Here is a 21,933-nt window from a genome sequence, read left to right as displayed (position 1 = left end):
GTTGCATCACCTTAAAAGGCAATAAGTATTTCTGCAATAATACGTCTTGAATTAGGACCTTTTACAGGCTCTGAAAACATGCATCTTCAAGTATTATGGGTATAGTTATACGGATTGAATTGCTTAAGGTCAATTTTCCGGCTGCATATTTGTGATATTATCCTTGTGCCTGATGGCAATAGATTCATCTTCTTCACTGTATTCGACCATTAACATACCAGATTTAAGTGCTTGATGGCATTTAATAATAGCATTTTCTAGTACTTTGTCATCTGTATGGCTAAAACTGCCATCTTCTACTTGAGTGAATAAGTATTCCTTTATTAGGTTGTTAATTGTGTCTTTTGGAAGTTGTTGTAATGCTTCAAAAGGAACTAGCATTGAATGTTATCCATTTAAGTTTGAGGTGAAGTAGGAAATAAAAAATCAAGAATGCGACGTTCTAGGTAATATTTTGGATGCCAAGGACTCCCGCCTTCAATAAAGCCTAAGTGACCCCCTTGCTTGTGTAATTCATAACTCACATGTGGTGAGAGCTCTGCGGGGCCGGGAATGACATCTTCTGTCATAAAGGGGTCGTCTTTAGCATGAATGACCAATGTGGGTTTAGCTACATGGGCGAGAAAAGGTAACCCACTGGCTTGACGATAATAATCATCTACGCCATCAAAACCATGTAATGGCGCGGTAACTTGATGATCAAACCCATGAAAAGTGGTTAAATTTTTGATTTGATGCTTAGTCACAGGAATATAAGAATCTAATGCCATACGTTCCATTTTATCGATGATTTTTTGTTGTAATAATTTAATCAAATAACTTTGGTAGACTTTTGAAAAGCCTTTTTCGAGTTTTTTAGCACAAGCGGCGAGTTGTAATGGCGCAGAAACCACTACTGCACGTTCGATTAAACTTTGCTCTTTTTGTTCGCCAAGATATTTAGTGAGAACGTTTCCACCTAGGCTATAACCTACGGCATAAATAGGGTTATTTGGATAGTGTTCTTTAAGATGTTGTAAACTCAATTGAACATCTTGTGTATCACCACTGTGATAACTTCTAGGCAGGCGATTTTGTTCACCAGAGCAGCCTCTGTGATGATGAATTAACGCGCAATAACCTTTTGATTTACAAGATAGAAAAAGCCTTTTTATATAGTGTGAGTCAGCGCTGCCTTCTAAGCCATGGAACATGAGTATAATCGGTTGACTTTCTATGGGCTGCGATAACCAGTCAAGATCAATAAAGTCTTGATCGGGGAGCTCCAACCGTTCCCTTTCTAATAACGGCCCTAATACTCGAGTAATTGATGGTAAAATGGTTTGAATGTGGGGGCTTTTTGCCCACCAAGGGGGAGAAAATACACTACTCATTGTTAATACCCGTGATACTTCAAAATGTCTGTTTTCAGAGTGCGTAAAAGTGCCTAATTCAAGGCGTATTATTGCTAAAATGCTTATTGCCTTTTAAGATGATACAACGTAGAAGTCGGTGCTTTTACACACTCCCAACGGGCTGGTTTAAAAGCCTTTTATACTGTGTTATTGAACACCAGCTTAGAATGACTAGGCTTGATGCTCAACGTCTTGTCTAAAAGGCTTTTAATTCCAGCTGAACCCTGCAGCTTGAAGCATCACGGGTATAGATCATCTTAAACATTAAACCAGTCATCGATAAAAATAGTGTAGCTAATACCAAAGTGATACGCCAATAGTTATTTAGTGTGAGTAAAATGACATACTCAGCTGGAATAAAATCCTCATGAAGAATTTTTATTCGCTTTCAACTTTGTTTGAAGGAGGGGAAGTGAAGATCACTTCAACTTTATGGCCCATTGCGGTGCTTTCACTGTTGTAATGCCAGTGAAATTTTTTAATGAGTCGTTGGGTGAGTTGCAGTCCAAGGCCAAAGCCTAAATCATCCGGCTTTGCTATTGGATCAATATGGGTATTTTCAATGATGACATGATTGCTAGATTGTTTAATTGACACTGTACCTGATTGAGTGTGTTGAAATGCATTTCGAATGAGGTTTGTGAGCACAATTAAGCAGGCTGTTGTTGGTAATTTGATACGATATTGACTGGATTGAATGTCAATATTGACGGTTTTTCCTTGCAGTAAATAACGCAGTTCATCCACAAGTTGCTGAATAAGTTTGTTAAGTTTGATATTTGATATTTGAGGGGGGATGGTATTATCTCGTCCTAACCAGAGTAAAGTTTCAGTAAGGTGTGTCATCGTGAAGCCAGCACGTTCAATGCGCTGCAATATTTTTTGTTGCTTATCATTTAACGGAGTGACTTCATTCATCTTATTGAGTAATTCAATATTGGAACGGATCACTGAAATCGGTGTACGCAGTTCATGACTGGCGTAATTGAGAAATGCTTGTTCTCTTTTGAGACTTGATTGAACCGAATTTAAACTGCTGTGAATGATTTGAGCCAGTTCATTAGGCTCATGATATTTAAAGTCAGGAGGCGGTAGGGCTAAGCTTTTATCATTGAGTGTTTTGGTCCAATTGATTAATGATTCCATCGGAGAGGAGATCTTATTCATAATGAGGAATAAAAATAATGTGAAGACAATGAGACCACAAATGCCGAATAACAAGATCCCGGTAAAATGTGAGCTGCCTTTTTTGGTTTCATTCTTGATGGTATTTTTATTAAAGACTTTACTCACATAGCGCTTTTCTCCTTGTTCATTAATCATATAAATGACGAAATAGGCTTTTTTAGGCGGAGAAAATAGTGTGACATCTTGCATTTTCTTGTGTAAAACGCCTTGTTTGGTAGGAGGCTTTGGAAATTGCGCTTTAATATCCGCAGGTACATCTTGCCATCGACTGGATATTTGAAAGTTAATTAATTTGACAGGATGGTTGTCGCGAACATTGTCGACTTTGGATAATTGATGCATGGTGCTTCGCATGCCAGTATCGAGCCCTTCAATAAAATAATTAATGGTGAGTGCCGAAAAGACTAAGGTGAGTGACGCACCTAAGAGTAATACGGCAATAAAGAAATAGAATCTTAGGCTCGGTTTTATTTTCATCATTCATGCTCTTTGCTAAGGCGTAAGGCAAACCCTTGACCTTGCACTGTGTGTAATAATTTAGGACTATGCTGCCCATCAAGTTGTTTACGCAGGTGATGAATGTGCACTTTTAAACTATTGCTATCAGGTTGATCATCCCCCCATATATTTTGCATTATTTGATGACGTGAGACGGGATTAGGTGATGCGCGCAGTAAAACATCAAGAATGCGAAAAGCGGTGGGTGAAAGCTTAAGTGGATCATTATGTCTGTAGGCTTTTTTATCTGCCAGATCAATTTCAAGATCGGCTAAGCGCAACTTTTTGACTTGACCGCTTCGACGTTTTGACAATGTTTGAATACGCACTATCAGTTCTGCCATTGCGAATGGCTTGACGAGGTAATCATCTGCACCTGATTGAAATCCTTCAATTTTATTATCTAAACTGTCTCTAGCCGTTAGCATGAGTACTGGGGTATCAATGCCTTTTTCCCTGAGGGTGTTGCATAAAGTTAACCCATCCATTTTAGGCAAATTAATATCGATGATCAGTGCCGAATATGCCTGCTGCTCAATGAAGTGTAAGCCTGCTAACCCATTTGTCGCATGATCGCATTGCATTGATTCAAGTTCAAAATAATCAATAATGGTCGCGGCTAAATCGATGTCGTCTTCGACTAATAAGAGATTTAGCATGATGAGATTTCCTTTTTAGAGGCCGTTTCATTGAATGAGAGCAGTTTACCTAATAATGTTTTTATTTCACATTGAATTAATAATAATGCAGGGATCAAAATTAAGGTGATCACTGTGGCAAATAAAATTCCGTAAGCCAGTGAGGCTGCTGCTGGAATTAAAAATTGTGCTTGTAGGGATGTTTCACTCAATAAGGGGACTAATCCAACAAAAGTCGTAATGGATGTGAGTAAAATGGCCCTTAAGCGGCTGGTACATGCTGTGATAATCGCTTGTTGCACCGAATGTTTACCTGCTTTGATTAATTCATTAAAGCGAGAAACCAGTAATAAGCTGTCGTTAACGACAACACCGCTGAGCGCCAAAATACCATTTAGCGATAATAGGCTAATGGTGATGTCATTTAGCCAGTGCCCTAATATGGCCCCGACAATACCAAAGGGGATAGCCATCATGATTAATATGGGTTGAATATAGGATTTTAATGGGATGGCCAGTAATACATAAATGGCGAGCATAGCGAGGATAAACATACTACTCATCGAACTGGAGGTTTCTTGTTGCTGTTCAGCTTCACCTGCAAAATATACATTTAAATCAGGATATTGATTTTGCAGTTGGGGAACAAAATTTCTCTTTAAATTGGCGACTAACTCATTAGGCGCAATGATTGTTTTGTCCACTGCTGCACTTAAGTAAACGGCACTTTGGTTATTAATACGTGTCATTTCATCTTGTTGATATTCGCTACTCACTTCGGCTATAGCGCTTAAAGGAACAATGGTGCCATCAGGGGTTCTGACTCGGGCTTGCATTACATCAGCAAGGGTTTGACGTTGTTCTTTGGGGTAGCGGACTCTGACCCAGACTTCATCTTTGTCTCTTTGGTATCGCTGTACGACTTGTCCGCCAAAGGCTTGTAATAATTGTTCGGATAGGCTGGCTGTGTCCATGCCCAAGCTTCGGCCTTGATTGGATAAAGTAAAATGCAGCTGTGCTTGACCTGGAGATAAGTTATCTTCGATTCCATTAACACCTTGGGTATTGAGAAGCATCGTTTTAAATTGTGCACCAGCCGCTTTAAGGGTAGTTGCATCATTGGATTTTAATTCAACTTTAAAATTATCTACCATCTCTTTTTTTGAACTAAATTTAAGCTTTTTAATGCCTTCAGGTGAGCCCACATCCTGTTGCCATTGCTTAATAAGCTCGGTTGATGGATAGGGGGAGTCTGAGTCCATTTCAACAATGAGTTTACCGCTGAGATCGCCACTGGCGATGACTTGAACACTTTTTATTGCACTTGAATGGGTCTGATACTTTTCGGCTAATTGCTGATCTGCTGCTATCGCTGTTTTTTCTAATAGCAGTAAATTCGCATTCGTTTGGCCAAAGCTGGCATCATTTTGCATTGCAATATCCACATTGATCACATCACCATTGATATCGGGAAAGAAAGAGACCCTAACACTGCCATTAAAAGGCATTGCCGTCACGAGAATAAAAATGGCGATAAAAATGAAGATCACGGCATAGCGAAACTTTAATGCCCAACGTATGGCGGGTTGATAGAGTCGTGAGTTAAACCATTCTAAGCTGCTATTAGCGAGTGCTTGTATTTTTGCCCACATGCCCGCAATCCCTGTTGTGGCTCTGTTTTGTGTATTAAGATGGGCTAAGTGAGAGGGCAAAATCAATTTTGATTCAACCAGTGAAAGCAGTAAGCAAATGGTCACGACTGTCGCAAATTGTGCAAAGAGTTTACCGATATTTCCCGATATATTTGACAATGCGATGAAGGCTGCGACGGTTGTTAATACACCAAAGATAGTGGGGATGGCCACTTTTTTGGTGCCAATGATGGTATTTTCAATCGTGTCGCCAAATCGTTGGCGGGTTGTATAAATACTCTCACTGATGACAACAGCGTCATCAACGACAATACCTAATGCCATAATAAACCCAAAGGTGGTCATTTCATTGATGGTCAGGCCTGTATAGGCATCGCCCATAAAATACAAGGTACCAAAGAACACAAAAGGCAGGCCTGCAGCAACCCAAAATGCGAGTCTGAGATTGAGAAATAATGCCAGTATGATGAAGACCAGTGCGATACCGCTGACGGCATTTTTAGTGAGTAAGGATAACCGGTCTTTGATGATGGTGCTGCCATCATACCAGGTTTTTAGCTTAACATTTTGAGGTAATAATCCCCTGTTATTCCAGTCTTGTACAACGGCGTTGGCTTGATCAACAATTTGGGTTATATCCCCTTGCTCGTCCATGACTATCTCAATACTCATGCCATTTTGTTGATTAAAGCGTGAGAGGGTATAGGGATCGTCGTCAAAAGTATCGGTAATGGTGGCCACTTCCCCCAAAGTGATAACAGAGCCTGTGCTGGTGGTAATGAGAGGAATTTTTTCAAAATCAGCAATTTGATACGCTTGATCTGAAGCTTTAAGACGTACAATTTTATTCTCATTTCGCAGGCTGGTGGTCAAAGGTGCAGAAGACTCAGCATTAATCGCCGTTTCAACATCGCTTAAGGTGATCCCATAGGCTTGAAGTTTACTGTCATCGACTTCCACTGACATTAATATTTGGGATTCAGCTGAGATTGATAGGTTGCGAATGGCAGGTTTAGTTAATAATGCGGTTTTTAATTTTTCAGCTAGCTTTTGCAAGGTGATTCGGTCGGCATCACCATAAAGTTGCACCCATATAGCATGATCTTCACGAGTGGCTTTCTCAATAACGGGTTTTTGTGCATCCGTTGGCAGGTTATAAATGGAGTCAACTTTTGTTTTAATATTAGTAAATAAGGTATCGAGGGAATAATTGGTTTCTTTTTCAATGGTAACAGTACTCCCGCTGGCATTGGAGACTGAGGTAATACGTTTAATTCCGGGGACAGTTTCTAAGGCATTTTCAATTTTAATCGCAATGCCTTCTTCTGCTTGCTTAGCATTTCCACTGTAATAACTGACTGAAACGGTAATGAATCTGGGCTCAATGCTTGGAAAAACTTCCTTTCGAAGTGAATATAAAGAGAGGATCCCTAGAATGATAACAGAGATCAGAAATAAATTAGCAGCAACCGAATTTCGGGCGAACCAAGCAATAATACCGGTTTGTTTTGTTGATGTTGGCTGTTCTGGGTTAACAGGAAGAGATGACATATTATTGTTCCTCCTGTGCTGTTTTTGCTAATAGTTGTGCTGCGTTGGTGTGTGTGGGAGTCATATGCATACCCACAAGATAATTATTGAGTGGGCGAATGACTATTTGTGCATTTTTCATATCGTCAATGGGAGTGATATAGACTTTGTTCTTTATTTCAAACAGTTTATTAGCTTTAAAATTAAGCAGGTTATTCTGATTGTCTACATACCAAACTTCACCGCTTTGAGAGAGGGCAGAAGCGGGGATTTCCCAAATATTTTTTAAGGCTACTCCCTGTATTACCGCTGTAAGGAATGTGCCTGGAAACAGGGCGGGTGTTTGTTCTAGTGGAGAGTCAACGGCGACAATCAATGAACGTTGTCTGCTGGTGGGATCTAAATGTTGCTCAACACGTTGTACGTAACCTTGCCATTGCTCACTGCCTTGTGTATTTCGTAAAGTGACAGGCCATGTTTTTGGGGGCATATTATTGATGTTAGGCAGGCTTTGCCATTGATGTTCAGATAAAGGAATACTGATCTCGATTCTATCTGTGCTATAAAGCGTGCTCACAGTGCTCCCTACAGTCAGGTAGCTTCCAGGTTGTATGTCTCTAGATACGATCAGTGCATCAAAAGGCGCGGTAATATGGGTTTTTTGCAGATCACGCTCAGCGGTTTTCAGTTGTCTTTGTGCATCATCAAGACTAGCTTGAGCCGCGATAAGTTGAGGGTGACGCAATACTAAAGAGGAGTCTGGTTTACCTGCCATCCCTGAATTTTTCCACTCTAATTGGGCTTGTTGGCCTTGACGCTCTTCTTCAAGTAGTGCCACTTTGGCATCGGCCACAGCCATTTTTGCATCTGTTACAGCTTGTTGGTATGTGGTGTCATTTAACGATGTGAGTAATGCGCCTTGTTCAATTTGTTTGCCGGTTTCAAACTGTGACGATAAGGTTTCAACTTGGCCACTCACTTCAGTGGTTAGTGTGAGTGTGTTGCGTGCTTTAGCCTCGCCATATCCTATGATTTGAGCTTGATATGTCTGTGCACTGACATTAAGGATCTCAACCTCAGGAGCCGCAACAGCAGTGGGCTGACTCATTGACTGGCTATTTTTGAGGTAATTGGCTTTTTTGGCTTGGGTATAAGTGATTGCTCCAGCAATACACAGTACTGCTATTAAGGTAATGAAAATAGTTTGTTTTTTGTGTTTCATTTCGAGATCCCTAAGCCTAATGCAAGCCCTAAGTCGATGCGGTTGACCAGTCTGTTGTAGATAAGTTGAGTGAGTTGAGATTGAAGGTCGAATGTTTGCTGTTGAACGGAAAGTAAATCAATGATATTGACTAATCCTTGGCGATATTTTGTTTGATAATTTGCAAAACTGCGATTAGCACTTTTTAGTGCATCATCAATATGGCCTTGCTGACGAGATAAAGATTGTTCTTGTCCTAAGGCATTATCAACTTCATTAACAGCGTTAAGGAGGGTTTCTTTATAGCTCCAATAGGCTTTTTCGGCTGTCAGCTCAGCAATATCGGCTTGGGCTCTGAGCTTCCCGCCTTCAAATAAAGGCGCGGTAAGTTGACTCAGTAGTGTCCATGCAGGGCTATTAAAAAGGGCGTTGCCTGTGAGTTGTGCACTTAAATTAATAGAAGGTAATAATGCCTTGTAAGCAGCACTTGAACGGTACTGTTCGGCGTAAATGGTGTAATAAGCGCTTTGAAGATCGGGGCGCCTGCTTAAGTCTTGATTGGGAAGACTGGCTAAAGGTTGTAATACCGCTGGAAATTCAGCATTGATAGTGATATCGGCGGGGGCGGTATCTTGACCGAGTAATTGCCACATTGTACGCTGATATTGGGCATAGAGTTCATTATATTCAGCCAGTGTGGCCCGTGTACTTGCACTTGAACTTTTAGCATCATCCAAATCTTCTAAACTGCCAAGCCCTGAGCGATAGCGTTCAATAATAAACGTTTCATTGTGTTCGAGAGAGGTCAGTCTTTGCTGTTCTATTTTGATGAGTTGCTGCTGTAAATTAATCTGTAACCAAGTTCGCATAATATTGGCAGCGAGTGCATCTTGTGCGGCTTGTAGATTTGCTTTTGAGCTGGCGATATCCATTTCAGCCCCCTTGATGCTATCACTGATTTTTTGCCATAAATCCACTTCCCAGCTGATGTTGAGTTCATTGCCATAGCTGGTATTGCTTCCCTCATTTTTACTGCTGGTACTATTGAGTGAAGCTTGAGGTAAACTCTCGCTGGTTTCTATGCCTCTTTGTGCATAGGCAATTTGTAATGCAATGGCGGTTTGTTGCACACTGGGATTATGCTTCATGGCTTGATCAATGAAGCGTGTGAGTTCTGGTATATTGATGAGCTCAGTTAAATCGGAGACTTTTTCTGCGTTATTTTGACTGTATTGCCAAGGCTTTATTTGCTCTCGAGAATCAATTGCTTGTGATTGATAATCTGATGCTTTTTGAGCACTACAGCTTGTGATACTTATCATTAATAGCAATTTTATTAGTAGCTTAGAATGGCTTTTCTTAAGCATAAGGTCAGTTTCTCCTACAATTATCTCTCAGTAGAGTACACAATGGGGGGTTAAGGCTGGGTTAAAGGGGGGAGGAAAAATAATCTGGTTCAAGCTATGTTTATGATGTCAGTTTTACAGGGAGCTTAAGTGATATGGACTTGCCAATGTAAGGGGGATGAATAAATATGAATGTTACAGCAGAAAAAATACACAGTGAACAGTATGATGTTGTGATTGTTGGGGGCAGTTTTAGCGGTTTGAGTTTAGGATTATTTTTAGGCAATGCAATGCGTAGGGTATTAATTGTTGATGCCTATTCTCCACGCAATGAACAAAGCCATATCATGTACAACTTAATCGGGCGAAATGAAACAGAGCCCTGTTCATTGTTAGAAGATGCAAAAGCAGAATTGTTGTCATTTGAGCATGTTACTTTATGTCATGGCACGGTGACATTAGTCAGCGGCAATGAAAAAACCGGTTTTACCGTTGCTTACAGTAAATTTGATGCGCAAAAAACAAATATAGAAGTGGCTGCTAAGCAGGTGGCATTTGCAAGTGGTGTTAAAGATATTTTACCGCAAATTGAGGGGATTGAGACTTTTTGGCCTGAACATATTTTTCATTGTCCTTATTGCATTGCTTATGGAATAAAAGGGTTACCGGTTGCGATTTACAGTCCTAATGAGGAGGCTTATATGATGGCTAAAATCATTAATAAATGGACTGGGGATGTATTGTTATTAACAGAAAATAAAGTGATGCTGAGTGATGAAGAATTGGCAGAATTAGCTCGCTTAGATGTGGCTATTAATACCAGTGAAATTGTGAAAATAACAGGAGATGTTGGCGATCATATAGAGTTACATTTAGCAACGGGTGAGCGTATTCGTCGGCGGGGGTTGTTTATTCATTTACCCTTTCATCTTAATAATGAAGCCTTGCTAATGCAATTAGGTTTAGCGATTACTCAAGAAGGATTAGTTCAAGTTAATGAGAACTATCAAACCTCTAAAGCAGGAATTTATGCGGTTGGTGATATGGTGACCTTGCTACAAAAAGTGAGTCATGCTATTCATAGCGGTAATGCGGCAGGCTTTGCTATTGATCACGTTTTATCTATGCAAGTGGATGATGTAGCTTAAGTTATTCATGCTTCATTATTTTTATTTTGTTTATCTGATGATTTGATAATGAAACGCCGCGCTTGATGTATGTTGACTTCAAGTAAATTAATTAAATGTTGCATCGGTTCAAGTGCGGGTAATGTTTGCTCAAAGGGATCTGATAATAAATTTTTGATTTGTTTGATGATGCGTTTTAATTTGTATTCTGTTGCGAGCGAGTGTATATCTTGACTGATGAGATATATTTTATGTATATCTTTGCTTTCTGATGCTTGTATTATTTCTGAAATCATCGATTCAGCACTGTTTTGAAAAGCGTTAATTAAGCTGTTTAATTCTAGATGCTGTTTTTGAGCAAGGCTCTGTAAGTGATTGAGTTTGATTTCCGCTTCAGTGAGATTGAGTTCACTTTTTATATGGCGAGATAAGACGATGATATGGGCTGTTTCTGATGGAGTCTCAGTATTGTCGTTGAGGATGGGATGACTAGATTGCGCTGCCGTCGGTTCATCATGGTGGGCGATTAGTCCAGCATGTTGATGTAATGCATCCATAAAGCTTTGCTCTTGCAATGGTTTTGTGAGTACATGATTAGCGCCTGCTTCAATGAACTTATCGTGTGCTTCTTGAAAAACATCGGCTGTACAGGCAAAAATGGGGGTGGTTATTTTTAACTCTTGTCGAATGGCGGTTGTTGCTTCAATTCCATCCATTTCAGGCATGTGGTTATCCATAATAATGAGATCAAAGTGATTGTCTCTTAAAAGGTTAACGGCTTCGAGTCCGTTATTGGCAATTGTGGCATTATGCCCGAGCCGTTGACAGAAGGTTTTAGCCACTAATGCATTGATTTTATTGTCCTCTGCAATAAGTATCACGAGATTTTTTGGTAAATCTCTTATTAATGCTTGTTGCTGCTTTGGTTCACTGAGTGCTTTATCTGATTGCTTTAGTCCGATAAAGAGAGTAAATGTGGTGCCTTTACCGATTTCACTGTCTATAGTTACATTCCCCTGCATGAGCTCGACTAACTGTTTTACGATAGAAAGACCTAATCCGGTACCACCATATTGGCGAGTTGTTGACGATTCTGCTTGGATAAATGGATTAAAAATAGTGTCAAGTCGTTCCTGTCTAATGCCAATACCTGTGTCTGATAATGTAATACAGACTCCTTCAATATCATGTTGTTGGGTTTTCTTGAAGCTAAGGGTGACGCTGCCTTCATGAGTGAACTTCACGGAATTACTGAGCAAGTTATAAATCACTTGGCGGATCCTAGCCTTATCTCCTTCAAATGCTTGATTTTCATCAATATCATTATTTAGTATAAATTTTATATTTTTTTCATCGCATATGGGACCATAAGTGCTAATAATGGGGTCAATAACATTGTTAAAGCTGAATAATTCACTGTCTAATTCCAATTTATTTTGTTCTATTTTTGAAAAGTCGAGAATATCATTTAAGAGCGCGGTGAGGTGATTACCTGATTCAAGTAATATCTGCAGCTGTTTTCGTTGAGTGGGCTCAGTTAAATTCGATTCGACAATTTGCGCCATGCCTAAAATACCATTTAGAGGGGTCCTGAGCTCGTGACTCATGGTGGCTAAAAAAGTGGATTTTGCAGCACTTGAGGCATCGGCAGTTTTGACTGCGTGAGCGAGTTCTGTTTGCATTTTTTTTCTATCGCTACAATCTCTTTCCACTGCAATATACTTAATTAACTGATTTTCAGCACTTAAAATGGGCGTGATAGCGATATCTATCCAATAGGGTGAACCATTTTTATGGTAGTTAATGATTTCTGCTTTGACAGGCTTGATTTGTTTGATGGCTTGGCTAATTTTGTTTATGTCTTCTTTGTCCGTTTCACTGCCTTGTAATATTTCGCCAGGTTTTTTATTGAGCATCTCATTAAGTGAATAGCCAGATAAAGCCGTAAAAGCTTGATTAACCCAAGTCACTTTTCCTTGTTCGTTGGTGATAATAATTGCATCTTGGGCATGCTCCGCAACGAGGGCTAATTGGTGTTTCTCTTTTTCTACTTTGGCTAATGTTTGTTGAATATTGAGCTCTTTTTGGGCTCTTAATTTAAATTGTAAAGCGTAATAACTGAATAACGATAGGGTTAATAAAAGCAATGATATGAAAATAGCTTGCTTAGTATTTTCAGTTTTTTCTAGCCATAAAAAGGTGTTATTTTCAAGTAAGTGACGAACTTGATTATTCAGAATACTGATATTTTTTTGTTCTATATTGAGGTTAACGTTATTAGCCAGCTTAAGATGGTTTTTAAGGCTAATATAGGCGTTATCATCACTTAAAGTAGGTGAGTGGAACTGTGTATTCTCTGTACTATTAAGCAAAGATAAAATGTGTATTTTTTCTTGGGTTGTCGGGTTATTGTTTAATAATTTTTGTTGTAATAAAGTGATGGTATGGCTGGAATATTCTTGTGAAATCATTAGCCTTAATAATGTTTCAAGTTCTGTTATCAGTTGTGAAATAGCTGTGGTTAAGCGCTGACTTCCACGTTCAACGGATTGCCCGCCTATGAGAAAAAGGGCAATCATGTTCAGTTTTTGATTGGAAAGACTGGTATCAATTTGAGTCACTTGTAGTTCTGATTGAAGCAGCTTTTGTGAGATAAGGTCATAGTTTTTTTGATCGCCAACTTTAAATTTAAATACCGCATCTCTGACAGAGAGAACTTGATGGGTTAAGTCAACATAAGCATGGTGGTATTGTTGAATAAGATGTGTTTTAGTCACTAACAATGAAAGACTCAGTAAAAGTAAAGTACTGGCAGTAATAAGAAGCCCACTAGCGACACGGTATTGATGTGTGGTCATTATTGTAACGCCTTTAATGCTGGAGGAAGAGGGGCACTGAGTGCATGAAGAAAGGCGGAGAGTTCCAGCACAGTAATGGGATCGAGATCTTGACCTAATTGCGCTTTTGCCATGAGAATAATGGCCTCTTCTAATGTCGCTGCTCTACCATCATGGAAATAGGGGGGGGTGATTGCCACATTTCGTAAGCTGGGTACGCGAAAGACATTTTTATCGCTTTCTTCTTGAGTAATGGCAAAGCGTCCTAAATCATCAGGATTGAGGTGAATAGATTCCACATGACCGAACTTTTGAAAAATATTTCCTCCGATATTTTGTCCTTGATGACAGTAAATACAACCTAAATTTTGAAATTTCACCCAGCCATTAATGGCGGTTTGTGACATGGCTTGTGGATTGCCCAATAAATATCGATCAAAATCGGCATCGGGTGTATTGAGTACTTGCATAAAACTAATGAGCGCATCTTTTATGGTTTGTTCATTAATCTTGCCGTTATATTCTTGGTTGAAGGCCGTTTGATAGCTTTTATCTGCTTGAATCATTTGGCTAATATCTTTCCAATTACTATTCATTTCAAGTGGATGGTGGACAGGGCCGTCTATTTGTTCATGTAAACTAGATGCGCGGCCATCCCAAAAAAATCGAGTGTTAAAGGCGATGTTAAATACAGTCGGTGAATTTCGATTACCTTTACCGAGTACACCAGTTGATACTTTGGTGGTTTCAGCTCCATTAGTGAAAAGGTTGTGGCAAGAAGCGCAGCTGATTAAATTGTTTGAGGATAAGCGAGGGTCAAGAAATAAACGTAAACCCAGCTGTAATTTATTTTTATCTTCAGGTTGGATGTTTGATACAGGAATAGGTGTAATAGCTTGATTAAAGTTAGGTGTAGAAGGTTGTTGAGGCGCACTAATTAGTGGCTCTCTAAAAGTGATATACAGATAAAGGCTAAATCCGAGAACGATTGATAGTGCAATTACCCACCTGTAATCGACTTTCATTGAATGGCATCCTTGGTTTCATCAATGCTAGTTTTATTTTAGAACATATTTAGTGTTTCTTTGTGATTCTTTATTATGGATATAGAACAGTGGCTATAATCGCCAGATTGCTCTCAATGTCTTTTTATATATAAAAGACATTGAGAGTGAACAACCTTAATTGGCATATTGCTCAACTTATTGGGCTGTAATCGTGTCGACATCTATTTTCACATTGGTACCGTCTGTATCTACTTCTCCTTGTATAATCACTTGTGTTTTTGGCGTGACTTTCAGCCCATTCCAATCATCATCGTCAATATCGACGACCATTTCTCCAGTATCATCTTGAAAATGATATTTTTCATCACCTAATGAGCTGGTTATGTAACCTGTTAATGTTACTTGGGCATCATCAGGTGCAGCTAGTGCATCTTTTACGTTAGTAATACTGTCTTTGGCTGGTCCAACAAACCCGCCTGAATCAGCGAATGCTGTTATTGCGAATGTAGAACTGGAGATAATTAGTAAGAGGCATAATAATGACTTTTTCATATTCATTCCTTATATTGACTTCTATTCTTGAACATAAAGAAAGGGGAGTATGTGTACAATAAACAACAATAGATGGACATAGTAGAGAATGCCAATAAATGCACAAATATACTCAAGCGAAACGAGTGGCCTTTATTTCACTTAGGTAGAGGCGCGATTTCACATAAATGCGGTAGTAAACTATGATTTAAGCTCAAGGAAGTTTTATATTGGTGGTGAAAGATGTCCGTTTTTAATCAATGTAAACATAAAACTGCTATTGAAAAGGTGGTTTTTCATTCAGGGATGAGTGAATGTTATAATCGATTTGAATGTCCTCGAAATGCTATTGATGCGGCTAAAAGAGGACTCAATTTATCTATAGCGCGTCAACAACCTATGCCAGTAACCGATCTTAAGCTTTCCCATTTACAGTTTCAATGCCATAGAGTAGGAGATGCATTAAAAGGAACTTTATATGCACCTATGGGCCCTCATGTGAAAGGAAAGCCATTTAATGGAAATAACTTAGCGACGTTGATGGTATTTTTCATCGTTTTTAAGGGGAATGATACTTTATATTGGAATGAGTTAGCGGACTGTTATCATGCCATTTATCATCGGCCTCCAGATGTGATTAAACCAGAACTTCCTTGGATGGGGATTATTATGACCCCTTTTATTGATGAATTTCCTGAAGGAGGGGAGTCATTAAGCCATTTTGAATTATCACTTGCATGGGCTTGGGAGGAAAAGCTATCTCGTACAATGATATATCGATAAGATTTAACGTTATATTATTTTAAATATTAATGTTAACAAGTACCTATATACTAGATCTAGTAATATTCTTTTTGGTTGATATTTTGTTAAATTTAGTTGTTATTGATAGATAAGTGTTACTTAAAAGAAGAAAAACCACTTTTATATTATTATTCCCATTTTTTCTTGTCAAACTCCTTGTATATTAAGATATAAAGAACATTATTTATTGATATAGCGCTCAATGACTTTGTTGCTAACTTTATAAATAAATAGAAAAGGCAGATTTCTATTTGGTTTTATGGTTAACAATTATCTCCAGAGATGTGTTTACTCTAATGAGAGCAATTCCCCTAATTAAAAATCTATGATAGCTTGGTTATTAGTTTATTAACGGTTTTATTTTTTGGTAAATGGAGTCATGATGAAGATCCCAAATCAATTCACTAAACAATTAAAAAACTTATGTTTGCTTGCTAGAGATGCCGAAAGTGATTATGAAAAGGCGGCGATTTTTTCAGCGACTGAGCTATTTGTCACCAATTTTTTAGATAGAAATATTTATAATGAAGCGGTAAATAACCGTATTCAAGGTATTAAATTTCATATTCATGCGGCTTTAGGTTATGAATCGGCTAATGGCTATCATCTTCATTCTCATGCTAATTGGGCATTATCGGAAATTGATGAGTTATTATCTTATTCTTGTGATTATAATGATCAGGTTATAGTGATCCACGGCATGAGGTAACATTTTGCAATGATCTGTATTTAGGGTGATTGTATTATATATTTCATAACTATTAATGAGTACAAACAAAATATATTTTATTATGATGGTGGGCTTGTTCCTTTTATTATATTGATTGTTTGAGGTATTTGTCATGGCTTCTCAGTCCTTAATAAGCCAATATTTTTATACTCAAGATAATGTAAAGTTACACTATATCGACTTGGGAAGTGGACTGCCCATTGTGATGCTACCTGCTTGGTCTCAAAGTATCGAAGAGTTTAAATATCAAATTGAAGCGCTACATCAATATTATCGCGTTATCGCACTGGATATGCGAGGACATGGCTTATCTGAAAAGGTTGAATACGGATATCGGATCCCACGATTGGCAAAAGATCTTCATGAATTACTATCTTTATTAGGATTAAATGATGTTGTTCTGGTGGGCCACGCTATGGGCTCTGCTGTTATGTTGTGTTATTGGGATTTATTTGGTGATGGATTATTATCTAAGTTGGTTATTATTGATATGCCATCGATGTTGGTTTCAAATCCTATTTGGTCCCCTCAAGAAATGCATAATTTTGGGCCTTTGGTGGATCCTATTAATGTGATGGATGTGATGAATGTGATTAAAGGGGAGCAAGGCAATAACTACCGAAAAACCGTATTGAATTGTATGTTGTCATCTAATATTTGTCCTGATAAGCGCCAACGTATTATTCAATCTAGGCTTAAGTTACCCCTTCCTCAAGCCGCGCAACTTTTTTATAGCAATTATCATCAAGATTGGCGTGATATTTTTGCGAGGGTGAAATTACCGAGTTTAGTTGTTTCTGGTCGAGCAAGTCTTACTGCCTGGCGGTCTCAACGATGGATCGCAGAGCAGCTCCCTCAATCTAAACTTGTTTATTTTGAAGAGAGTGAGGGAGGTAAGCATTTTATGTTTCTTGAAAATCCATTGAGGTTTAATGCTGTTTTACATGATTTTATTCAGTCTTATTAACCGATTTAATATTTTTAAGCAGTGTTAGCAAAGTCTTTTATAGCATTAATTAACGCATGCAATCCATTACTTCGAGAAGGGCTCAACTGGCCACTTAACCCAAGCTCTTCAAAATAGTGGGTATGATCAAATGCATTAATTTCTGTTGTCGTTTTATCATTGTATGCGATAAGCAATAACACAATCAGTCCTCTTACTATTCTGGCATCACTGTCTCCTGTATAGAAATGAGTACCTTTTTTTTCATAATGATAGAGCCATGCATTACTTTCACATCCTTGCACTTGTGCATTGGGTATATGGTATTCTGATGCAAGCTTAGGGAGTTGCTTTCCCAGTAACATCAATTGCCGATAACGTTCTTGCCAATTTCTTGCTTGTGTGAAGCGGCTTAATACTTGCTCGGTATTGAATGATAGGGGGGTGAATAGATCGGGGGTCACATAAGCCTCTGTTAGTATGTTTTGCATGGCGGTTAAAGTAAAATGTCTTTAACCATTTTTAGTCCATCAACAAAATTATCAATATCTTGCTTGTTCGTATAAATCCCAATGGAGGCTCGACAGCAACCTTTAATATTTAAGGTTTGCATTAATGGCATTGCGCAGTGGTGCCCACAGCGGATAGCAATGGCTTGTTGATCGAGTAAAGTGCCAACATCTTGATGATGCTCACCATATACATTAAAAGCAACGGCGCCAATATTATCCTTATGGACTCCATAAAGAACGATATCTGGGAGGTTAGCGAGCTGTTGTTGTAAGTAATGTAATAAAGCACTTTCATGTTCTGCGCGTATGGTTTGAGGTATGTGAGTGAGGAATGTGATTGCTTCACCTAATCCAATGACTTCTGCGATAGGGGGGGTTCCAGCTTCTAATCGATTGGGCAGCACATTAAATTCTGTTTTTTCAAAACTGACGGATTGGATCATTTCTCCGCCTGTGATTAATGGAGTGAGAGAATCGAGTGCTTTAAAGCGACCATAGAGGATGCCAATACCCGTTGGGCCATACATTTTATGGCCGGAAAAGGCATAAAAATCACATTCAAGTTGCTGAACATCAATATCAAGGTGTGCTACGGCTTGGGCACCATCGATGACGGTTATTGCCCCAACGGTTTTCGCTTTTTGAATCAGCTCCTGTATGGGGTTGAGGATCCCGAGTGCATTAGAGACATGGCTAAGGGCAACAATGGCAGGTTTTTCAAGTAATAATGTCTCATAAGCTAACAGATCTAGTCTTCCGTCTGCTGCTAACGGTATTGGTTTTATCATGGCTCCGGTTTCTTGGGCGATGACTTGCCAAGGAACAATATTGGCGTGATGAGCTAGGCTATCGATGAGAATAATTTGCCCAGATTTTAAGTCTTTTTTGAGACCGTGGGCCACCATGTTAATAGCTTCTGTTGTTCCATGAGTAAAAATGACTTCTTCTCTGCGCTTTGCGTGAATAAAGCGCCTAACTTGCTCACGTACGGCTTCATATTCACGTGTAGCTTGACTGGATAATTGATGCGCTGCTCGATGCACATTGGCATTGGTTTTTAAATAAAACTGTGTCATAGCGTCTAATACTTGCTGAGGTTTGTGGCTGGTTGCAGCGGTATCGAGATAACACAAAGGGTAGTCATTGAGCGTTTGTGCCAGTGTAGGAAACTGAGTGCGCACTTGGGTAAAATCCATTAATGCAGTCCAAAAAGTGTTCGTGAATGAGTCAGCAAAACCGATCTTCTAAGATCTGCTGACCGAATGCAAGCTGCATTTTATTAAACGGAACACTAATTGTCATTATAGGCAAGGAATGCGATAGGTTTGGTTTGTTTCATCAATTGCTTGCATTAATTCTGGTGTGATTGTGTATCGAAGGCTATCAATATTGCTTTCTAACTGAGATAGCTGTGTTGCCCCTATAATATTACTGGCGACGAAAGGCTGTGAATTAACAAAGGCGAGCGCCATTTGAGTGGGGGTGAGAGAAAAGCTGTGAGCAAGATCGACATAGGCTTGGGTAGCTTGGATGGCTATCTGGTGATGACTATATCGATTATATTGTTTAAACAAGTTTAAGCGGGTATTTTTGGGGGTTGGGTTGTTGAGGTATTTTCCTGTTAGTACACCAAAAGCGAGTGGAGAATAGGCTAATAAAGGTAGGTTTTCCCTATGACTGATTTCTGACATGCTAATATCGAAACTTCGATTGAGTAAGTTATAAGGATTTTGGATACTGATTATTTTATGTAATTCATGTTTTTCGGCTAGTTGTAAATATTTCATTAACCCCCAAGCTGTTTCATTTGATACACCGATATAGCGAATTTTCCCTGCATCAACTAAATCAGATAGAGCTTCTAAGGTATCAATAATGGGAGTGAGTTTCTCATGTTCATCCTGTTGCTGGTAGGAAAATTGTCCATGGATATTACAGTTTCTGTCTGGCCAATGGACTTGGTAAAGATCGATAGCATCAATTTGTAATCTTTGCAGTGAGTCATCAACAGATTGATGAATGTTTTGCCAATTTAACGGGGGACTGTGATGATTATTTTCTAGCGGTGCAATGGTTTTGCTGGCGATAATTAAATCATGCCGCTTCCCTTTTTGTTTAAGATATTGGCCAAGTATTCGTTCACTTTCTCCGTGATGACTTCGTTCAAATGAGGCTTGAGCCATATCACTAGTATTGATGAAGTTGATGCCATGATTAATAGCAAAATCTAATTGCTCAAATGCGTCTCGTTGAGAATTTTGCTTTCCCCAGGTCATAGTGCCAAGGCATAACTGGCTGACAAGTAAATTAGAATGAGATAGGCGACGATATTCCATAAAAAGTTCCATTGCATTGTTATGACTTAAAGTTATCAAGCTTTGGTTTTTATGGCTAGACTCATTAAGGTGGATAGGATGTGAGAACTTGACTCCATAAAACTGGAAAATGTGATGAAGAAAGTACTACTGATAGGTTTTGAAGCACATGCACCTCGATATACTTATTCAGCCCAATCTGTTGTTGATACCTTACATGGTTTACAACAAGGGAAAATTCGTATTTATTCTCGTTTAATAAAGGAAACATTTTTTGATTCAGTTGATGCTGTGTGTATGGCAATGACCGAATTCAAGCCCGATGTGGTGCTTATGATGGGGGAATATATTGGGGCTAATATCATAACGCTTGAGCGTATTGCTCATAATTTTAATGACATGAAAGCTCATAGCATGATTGATACCAGTGACTTAAATGAGGATAATGCATTTACAGCTAAGTCTGGTCCCGTTGCCTACATGAGCTCATTACCTCTTAATACTATGGTCAAAATGATGAGAAGCAATGGGGTTCCCGCTGATATTTCAAATTCAAACGGGACGTTATATGGTAATCATGTTTTTTATGGTGTGTTACATTACCTTTCCATTCATCAATTATCGACACCTGTTGGTTGGTTAAATCTACCGATGTTACCTGAAAAAGCGACGTTACCTGAATATCTTGGCCAACCCAGTATGTCTTTGCATACGTGTATCGAAGGGGTGAAGTTGGCTATTCAGGCCGCAATGTGAATATTATCATCCTACCTTATGATGAAGGCTTTTTTTTATTGTTAAGGTTGAATTTAGGCTGGAGTTCACATTAGCGCTCCACAGCATCTCATATTATGGATGATGTTCAAAGAGTGCTGGGTTTAAAATGGGGGCCATAGCCAAGATCAAACCTTGAGTATAAGTGCTTTCTCTTGTGGCTTTATGCTGGGTGAGTAGCCCTATTGCACCACCTTGTTGCTTAATATTCTTAGTGTTAAATAGTCTATCCATGACATGTCCTAATTCTTCACCTTGTTTTAGTGCTTGATAAACCGCTATGGGAAGAGGTAATGAAGCACTTCTGCCGATGGACAGTTGGTTTTTTGTGGCAATGGCTAAATAAGCAAAAGTTGCAGGGCCTTGCTCAAATAAGTCGACTCCGCCCTCCATGGCAAAGTAAAAATCTGCTTCATGTCGTGACTGGCAGTACTTCACTCTATTGATAGCACCTTGTTTGGTCTCTTCAGCGGTCATGGGCTGTTCAGGGACTAACGATGGGGCTTGCATACCCTGACATTGAATGCTGGCATTTGGGTAGAATGTGGCAATGGTGGTCTGAGCAGCATTGATTTTAATAGGATTGGTTGAGCCAACGATGATATTGAGGTGATTGTCCATTATTATTTAGTACTCCAATCTAACTGTTTGAAAGTTATATTTTTATTTAAAAATAACCATATTATTTTACTTTGTCATGTTAATAGGTTGTTTATGTAAAATAACCATGTGTTCTTCTTGTTTAAGTTGTGCTTTTTTTGTTTTTAAGTATGTGTTTGTCAGTTTGTTAGTTATTGTTTTTCATGTTTGTTGTTTGGTTAATGTTTGTTTGATAACAATTGTTGAGGGAAAATTCGACTTATTTCTTCTTTTGAAGGATTCATTAGTATACCCTCGATCGCT

The 21,933-nt window shown here is 38.9% G+C and carries 19 protein-coding genes; 5 read left to right on the top strand and 14 right to left on the bottom strand.

The window, feature by feature from the left end:
- Nucleotides 1–129: 129 nt before the first annotated feature.
- The 7 genes from Q0976_RS04120 to Q0976_RS04090 form a co-directional block, all read right to left on the bottom strand.
- On the bottom strand, nucleotides 130–381 hold the full coding sequence (locus Q0976_RS04120) for a YheU family protein (RefSeq protein WP_299491272.1): 252 nt from the start codon (nucleotides 379–381) through the stop codon (nucleotides 130–132).
- 14 nt (nucleotides 382–395) lie between these two features.
- Entirely contained in the window at nucleotides 396–1,373 is a 978-nt protein-coding gene (locus Q0976_RS04115; RefSeq protein WP_299491269.1) for a hydrolase, read from the bottom strand.
- A 399-nt stretch (nucleotides 1,374–1,772) separates the two neighbouring features.
- Nucleotides 1,773–3,062, bottom strand: a complete 1,290-nt coding sequence (locus Q0976_RS04110; protein ID WP_299491267.1) for a HAMP domain-containing sensor histidine kinase — start codon at nucleotides 3,060–3,062, stop codon at nucleotides 1,773–1,775.
- Nucleotides 3,059–3,739, bottom strand: a complete 681-nt coding sequence (locus tag Q0976_RS04105) for a response regulator transcription factor (RefSeq protein ID WP_299491265.1) — start codon at nucleotides 3,737–3,739, stop codon at nucleotides 3,059–3,061. Before Q0976_RS04105 ends, Q0976_RS04110 begins: the two co-directional genes overlap by 4 nt.
- Nucleotides 3,733–6,921, bottom strand: coding sequence for an efflux RND transporter permease subunit (locus tag Q0976_RS04100; RefSeq protein WP_299491263.1), 3,189 nt, complete (start codon nucleotides 6,919–6,921; stop codon nucleotides 3,733–3,735). Before Q0976_RS04100 ends, Q0976_RS04105 begins: the two co-directional genes overlap by 7 nt.
- Before the next feature lies 1 nt (nucleotide 6,922).
- Nucleotides 6,923–8,122: an efflux RND transporter periplasmic adaptor subunit gene (locus tag Q0976_RS04095; protein WP_299491261.1), complete on the bottom strand. Its 1,200-nt coding sequence runs from the start codon at nucleotides 8,120–8,122 to the stop codon at nucleotides 6,923–6,925.
- Nucleotides 8,119–9,468 carry a TolC family protein gene (locus tag Q0976_RS04090; RefSeq protein WP_299491258.1) on the bottom strand — a complete coding sequence of 450 codons (1,350 nt, stop codon included), beginning with the start codon at nucleotides 9,466–9,468 and terminating at the stop codon, nucleotides 8,119–8,121. Before Q0976_RS04090 ends, Q0976_RS04095 begins: the two co-directional genes overlap by 4 nt.
- A 167-nt stretch (nucleotides 9,469–9,635) precedes the next feature.
- On the opposite strand from Q0976_RS04090, the gene Q0976_RS04085 reads away from it, so the two are divergent.
- A complete protein-coding gene (locus Q0976_RS04085; protein ID WP_299491256.1) occupies nucleotides 9,636–10,595 on the top strand; it encodes an NAD(P)/FAD-dependent oxidoreductase in 960 nt (319 codons plus the stop codon).
- A 5-nt stretch (nucleotides 10,596–10,600) separates the two neighbouring features.
- Here Q0976_RS04085 and Q0976_RS04080 read toward each other — a convergent pair whose 3' ends face one another.
- The 3 genes from Q0976_RS04080 to Q0976_RS04070 all read right to left on the bottom strand — a co-directional run bounded on the left by Q0976_RS04080 (nucleotide 10,601) and on the right by Q0976_RS04070 (nucleotide 14,970).
- A complete protein-coding gene (locus tag Q0976_RS04080; protein ID WP_299491254.1) occupies nucleotides 10,601–13,432 on the bottom strand; it encodes a PAS domain-containing hybrid sensor histidine kinase/response regulator in 2,832 nt (943 codons plus the stop codon).
- Nucleotides 13,432–14,436: a cytochrome c peroxidase gene (locus Q0976_RS04075; RefSeq protein ID WP_299491252.1), complete on the bottom strand. Its 1,005-nt coding sequence runs from the start codon at nucleotides 14,434–14,436 to the stop codon at nucleotides 13,432–13,434. The genes Q0976_RS04080 and Q0976_RS04075 overlap by 1 nt, the downstream gene beginning before the upstream one ends.
- 177 nt (nucleotides 14,437–14,613) lie before the next feature.
- Nucleotides 14,614–14,970, bottom strand: a complete 357-nt coding sequence (locus tag Q0976_RS04070; protein WP_299491250.1) for a NirD/YgiW/YdeI family stress tolerance protein — start codon at nucleotides 14,968–14,970, stop codon at nucleotides 14,614–14,616.
- Nucleotides 14,971–15,192: 222 nt separating this feature from the next.
- Between Q0976_RS04070 and Q0976_RS04065 the strand changes: the two genes are divergently transcribed.
- The 3 genes from Q0976_RS04065 (at nucleotide 15,193) to Q0976_RS04055 (ending at nucleotide 17,450) form a co-directional block, all read left to right on the top strand.
- Nucleotides 15,193–15,732, top strand: a complete 540-nt coding sequence (locus Q0976_RS04065) for a hypothetical protein (RefSeq protein ID WP_299491248.1) — start codon at nucleotides 15,193–15,195, stop codon at nucleotides 15,730–15,732.
- 400 nt (nucleotides 15,733–16,132) lie between these two features.
- Nucleotides 16,133–16,462 carry a hypothetical protein gene (locus tag Q0976_RS04060; protein ID WP_299491246.1) on the top strand — a complete coding sequence of 110 codons (330 nt, stop codon included), beginning with the start codon at nucleotides 16,133–16,135 and terminating at the stop codon, nucleotides 16,460–16,462.
- Between the two features lie 133 nt (nucleotides 16,463–16,595).
- Nucleotides 16,596–17,450 (top strand): alpha/beta hydrolase, encoded by an 855-nt coding sequence (locus Q0976_RS04055; RefSeq protein ID WP_299491245.1) that lies wholly within the window; start codon nucleotides 16,596–16,598, stop codon nucleotides 17,448–17,450.
- Between the two features lie 14 nt (nucleotides 17,451–17,464).
- On the opposite strand, the gene Q0976_RS04050 is transcribed toward Q0976_RS04055, so the two are convergent.
- The 3 genes from Q0976_RS04050 to Q0976_RS04040 form a co-directional block, all read right to left on the bottom strand.
- Entirely contained in the window at nucleotides 17,465–17,920 is a 456-nt protein-coding gene (locus Q0976_RS04050; protein ID WP_299491243.1) for a SufE family protein, read from the bottom strand.
- 5 nt (nucleotides 17,921–17,925) lie between these two features.
- Nucleotides 17,926–19,137, bottom strand: coding sequence for a cysteine desulfurase (locus Q0976_RS04045; protein WP_299491241.1), 1,212 nt, complete (start codon nucleotides 19,135–19,137; stop codon nucleotides 17,926–17,928).
- Nucleotides 19,138–19,242: 105 nt separating this feature from the next.
- Nucleotides 19,243–20,277 (bottom strand): aldo/keto reductase, encoded by a 1,035-nt coding sequence (locus tag Q0976_RS04040; RefSeq protein WP_299491240.1) that lies wholly within the window; start codon nucleotides 20,275–20,277, stop codon nucleotides 19,243–19,245.
- 114 nt (nucleotides 20,278–20,391) lie between these two features.
- Between Q0976_RS04040 and Q0976_RS04035 the strand changes: the two genes are divergently transcribed.
- Nucleotides 20,392–21,012 carry a hypothetical protein gene (locus Q0976_RS04035; RefSeq protein ID WP_299491239.1) on the top strand — a complete coding sequence of 207 codons (621 nt, stop codon included), beginning with the start codon at nucleotides 20,392–20,394 and terminating at the stop codon, nucleotides 21,010–21,012.
- A 93-nt stretch (nucleotides 21,013–21,105) separates the two neighbouring features.
- Here Q0976_RS04035 and yjjX read toward each other — a convergent pair whose 3' ends face one another.
- The gene (gene yjjX / locus Q0976_RS04030; RefSeq protein WP_299491473.1) at nucleotides 21,106–21,654 is read right to left on the bottom strand and encodes an inosine/xanthosine triphosphatase; all 549 of its coding nucleotides are present in this window, start codon (nucleotides 21,652–21,654) and stop codon (nucleotides 21,106–21,108) included.
- Between the last annotated feature and the right edge of the window lie 279 nt (nucleotides 21,655–21,933).

The sequence above is a fragment of the uncultured Shewanella sp. genome (genome assembly GCF_947501665.1).
Lineage (GTDB): Bacteria > Pseudomonadota > Gammaproteobacteria > Enterobacterales > Shewanellaceae > Shewanella.
This window is presented reverse-complemented; position numbering and strand designations above follow the sequence as displayed.

Excerpts from the sequence above, each read along its gene's own strand:
- Q0976_RS04095 (WP_299491261.1), bottom strand. The coding sequence starts at position 8,122 with ATGAAACACAAAAAACAAACTATTTTCATTACCTTAATAGCAGTACTG.
- Q0976_RS04035 (WP_299491239.1), top strand. The coding sequence starts at position 20,392 with ATGAAGAAAGTACTACTGATAGGTTTTGAAGCACATGCACCTCGATAT.
- Q0976_RS04065 (WP_299491248.1), top strand. The coding sequence starts at position 15,193 with ATGTCCGTTTTTAATCAATGTAAACATAAAACTGCTATTGAAAAGGTG.
- Q0976_RS04080 (WP_299491254.1), bottom strand. The coding sequence starts at position 13,432 with ATGACCACACATCAATACCGTGTCGCTAGTGGGCTTCTTATTACTGCC.
- Q0976_RS04070 (WP_299491250.1), bottom strand. The coding sequence starts at position 14,970 with ATGAAAAAGTCATTATTATGCCTCTTACTAATTATCTCCAGTTCTACA.
- Q0976_RS04110 (WP_299491267.1), bottom strand. The coding sequence starts at position 3,062 with ATGATGAAAATAAAACCGAGCCTAAGATTCTATTTCTTTATTGCCGTA.
- Q0976_RS04050 (WP_299491243.1), bottom strand. The coding sequence starts at position 17,920 with ATGCAAAACATACTAACAGAGGCTTATGTGACCCCCGATCTATTCACC.
- Q0976_RS04085 (WP_299491256.1), top strand. The coding sequence starts at position 9,636 with ATGAATGTTACAGCAGAAAAAATACACAGTGAACAGTATGATGTTGTG.
- Q0976_RS04115 (WP_299491269.1), bottom strand. The coding sequence starts at position 1,373 with ATGAGTAGTGTATTTTCTCCCCCTTGGTGGGCAAAAAGCCCCCACATT.
- Q0976_RS04100 (WP_299491263.1), bottom strand. The coding sequence starts at position 6,921 with ATGTCATCTCTTCCTGTTAACCCAGAACAGCCAACATCAACAAAACAA.
- Q0976_RS04075 (WP_299491252.1), bottom strand. The coding sequence starts at position 14,436 with ATGAAAGTCGATTACAGGTGGGTAATTGCACTATCAATCGTTCTCGGA.
- Q0976_RS04105 (WP_299491265.1), bottom strand. The coding sequence starts at position 3,739 with ATGCTAAATCTCTTATTAGTCGAAGACGACATCGATTTAGCCGCGACC.
- Q0976_RS04120 (WP_299491272.1), bottom strand. The coding sequence starts at position 381 with ATGCTAGTTCCTTTTGAAGCATTACAACAACTTCCAAAAGACACAATT.
- Q0976_RS04055 (WP_299491245.1), top strand. The coding sequence starts at position 16,596 with ATGGCTTCTCAGTCCTTAATAAGCCAATATTTTTATACTCAAGATAAT.
- Q0976_RS04090 (WP_299491258.1), bottom strand. The coding sequence starts at position 9,468 with ATGCTTAAGAAAAGCCATTCTAAGCTACTAATAAAATTGCTATTAATG.
- Q0976_RS04045 (WP_299491241.1), bottom strand. The coding sequence starts at position 19,137 with ATGGATTTTACCCAAGTGCGCACTCAGTTTCCTACACTGGCACAAACG.
- Q0976_RS04040 (WP_299491240.1), bottom strand. The coding sequence starts at position 20,277 with ATGGAATATCGTCGCCTATCTCATTCTAATTTACTTGTCAGCCAGTTA.
- Q0976_RS04060 (WP_299491246.1), top strand. The coding sequence starts at position 16,133 with ATGATGAAGATCCCAAATCAATTCACTAAACAATTAAAAAACTTATGT.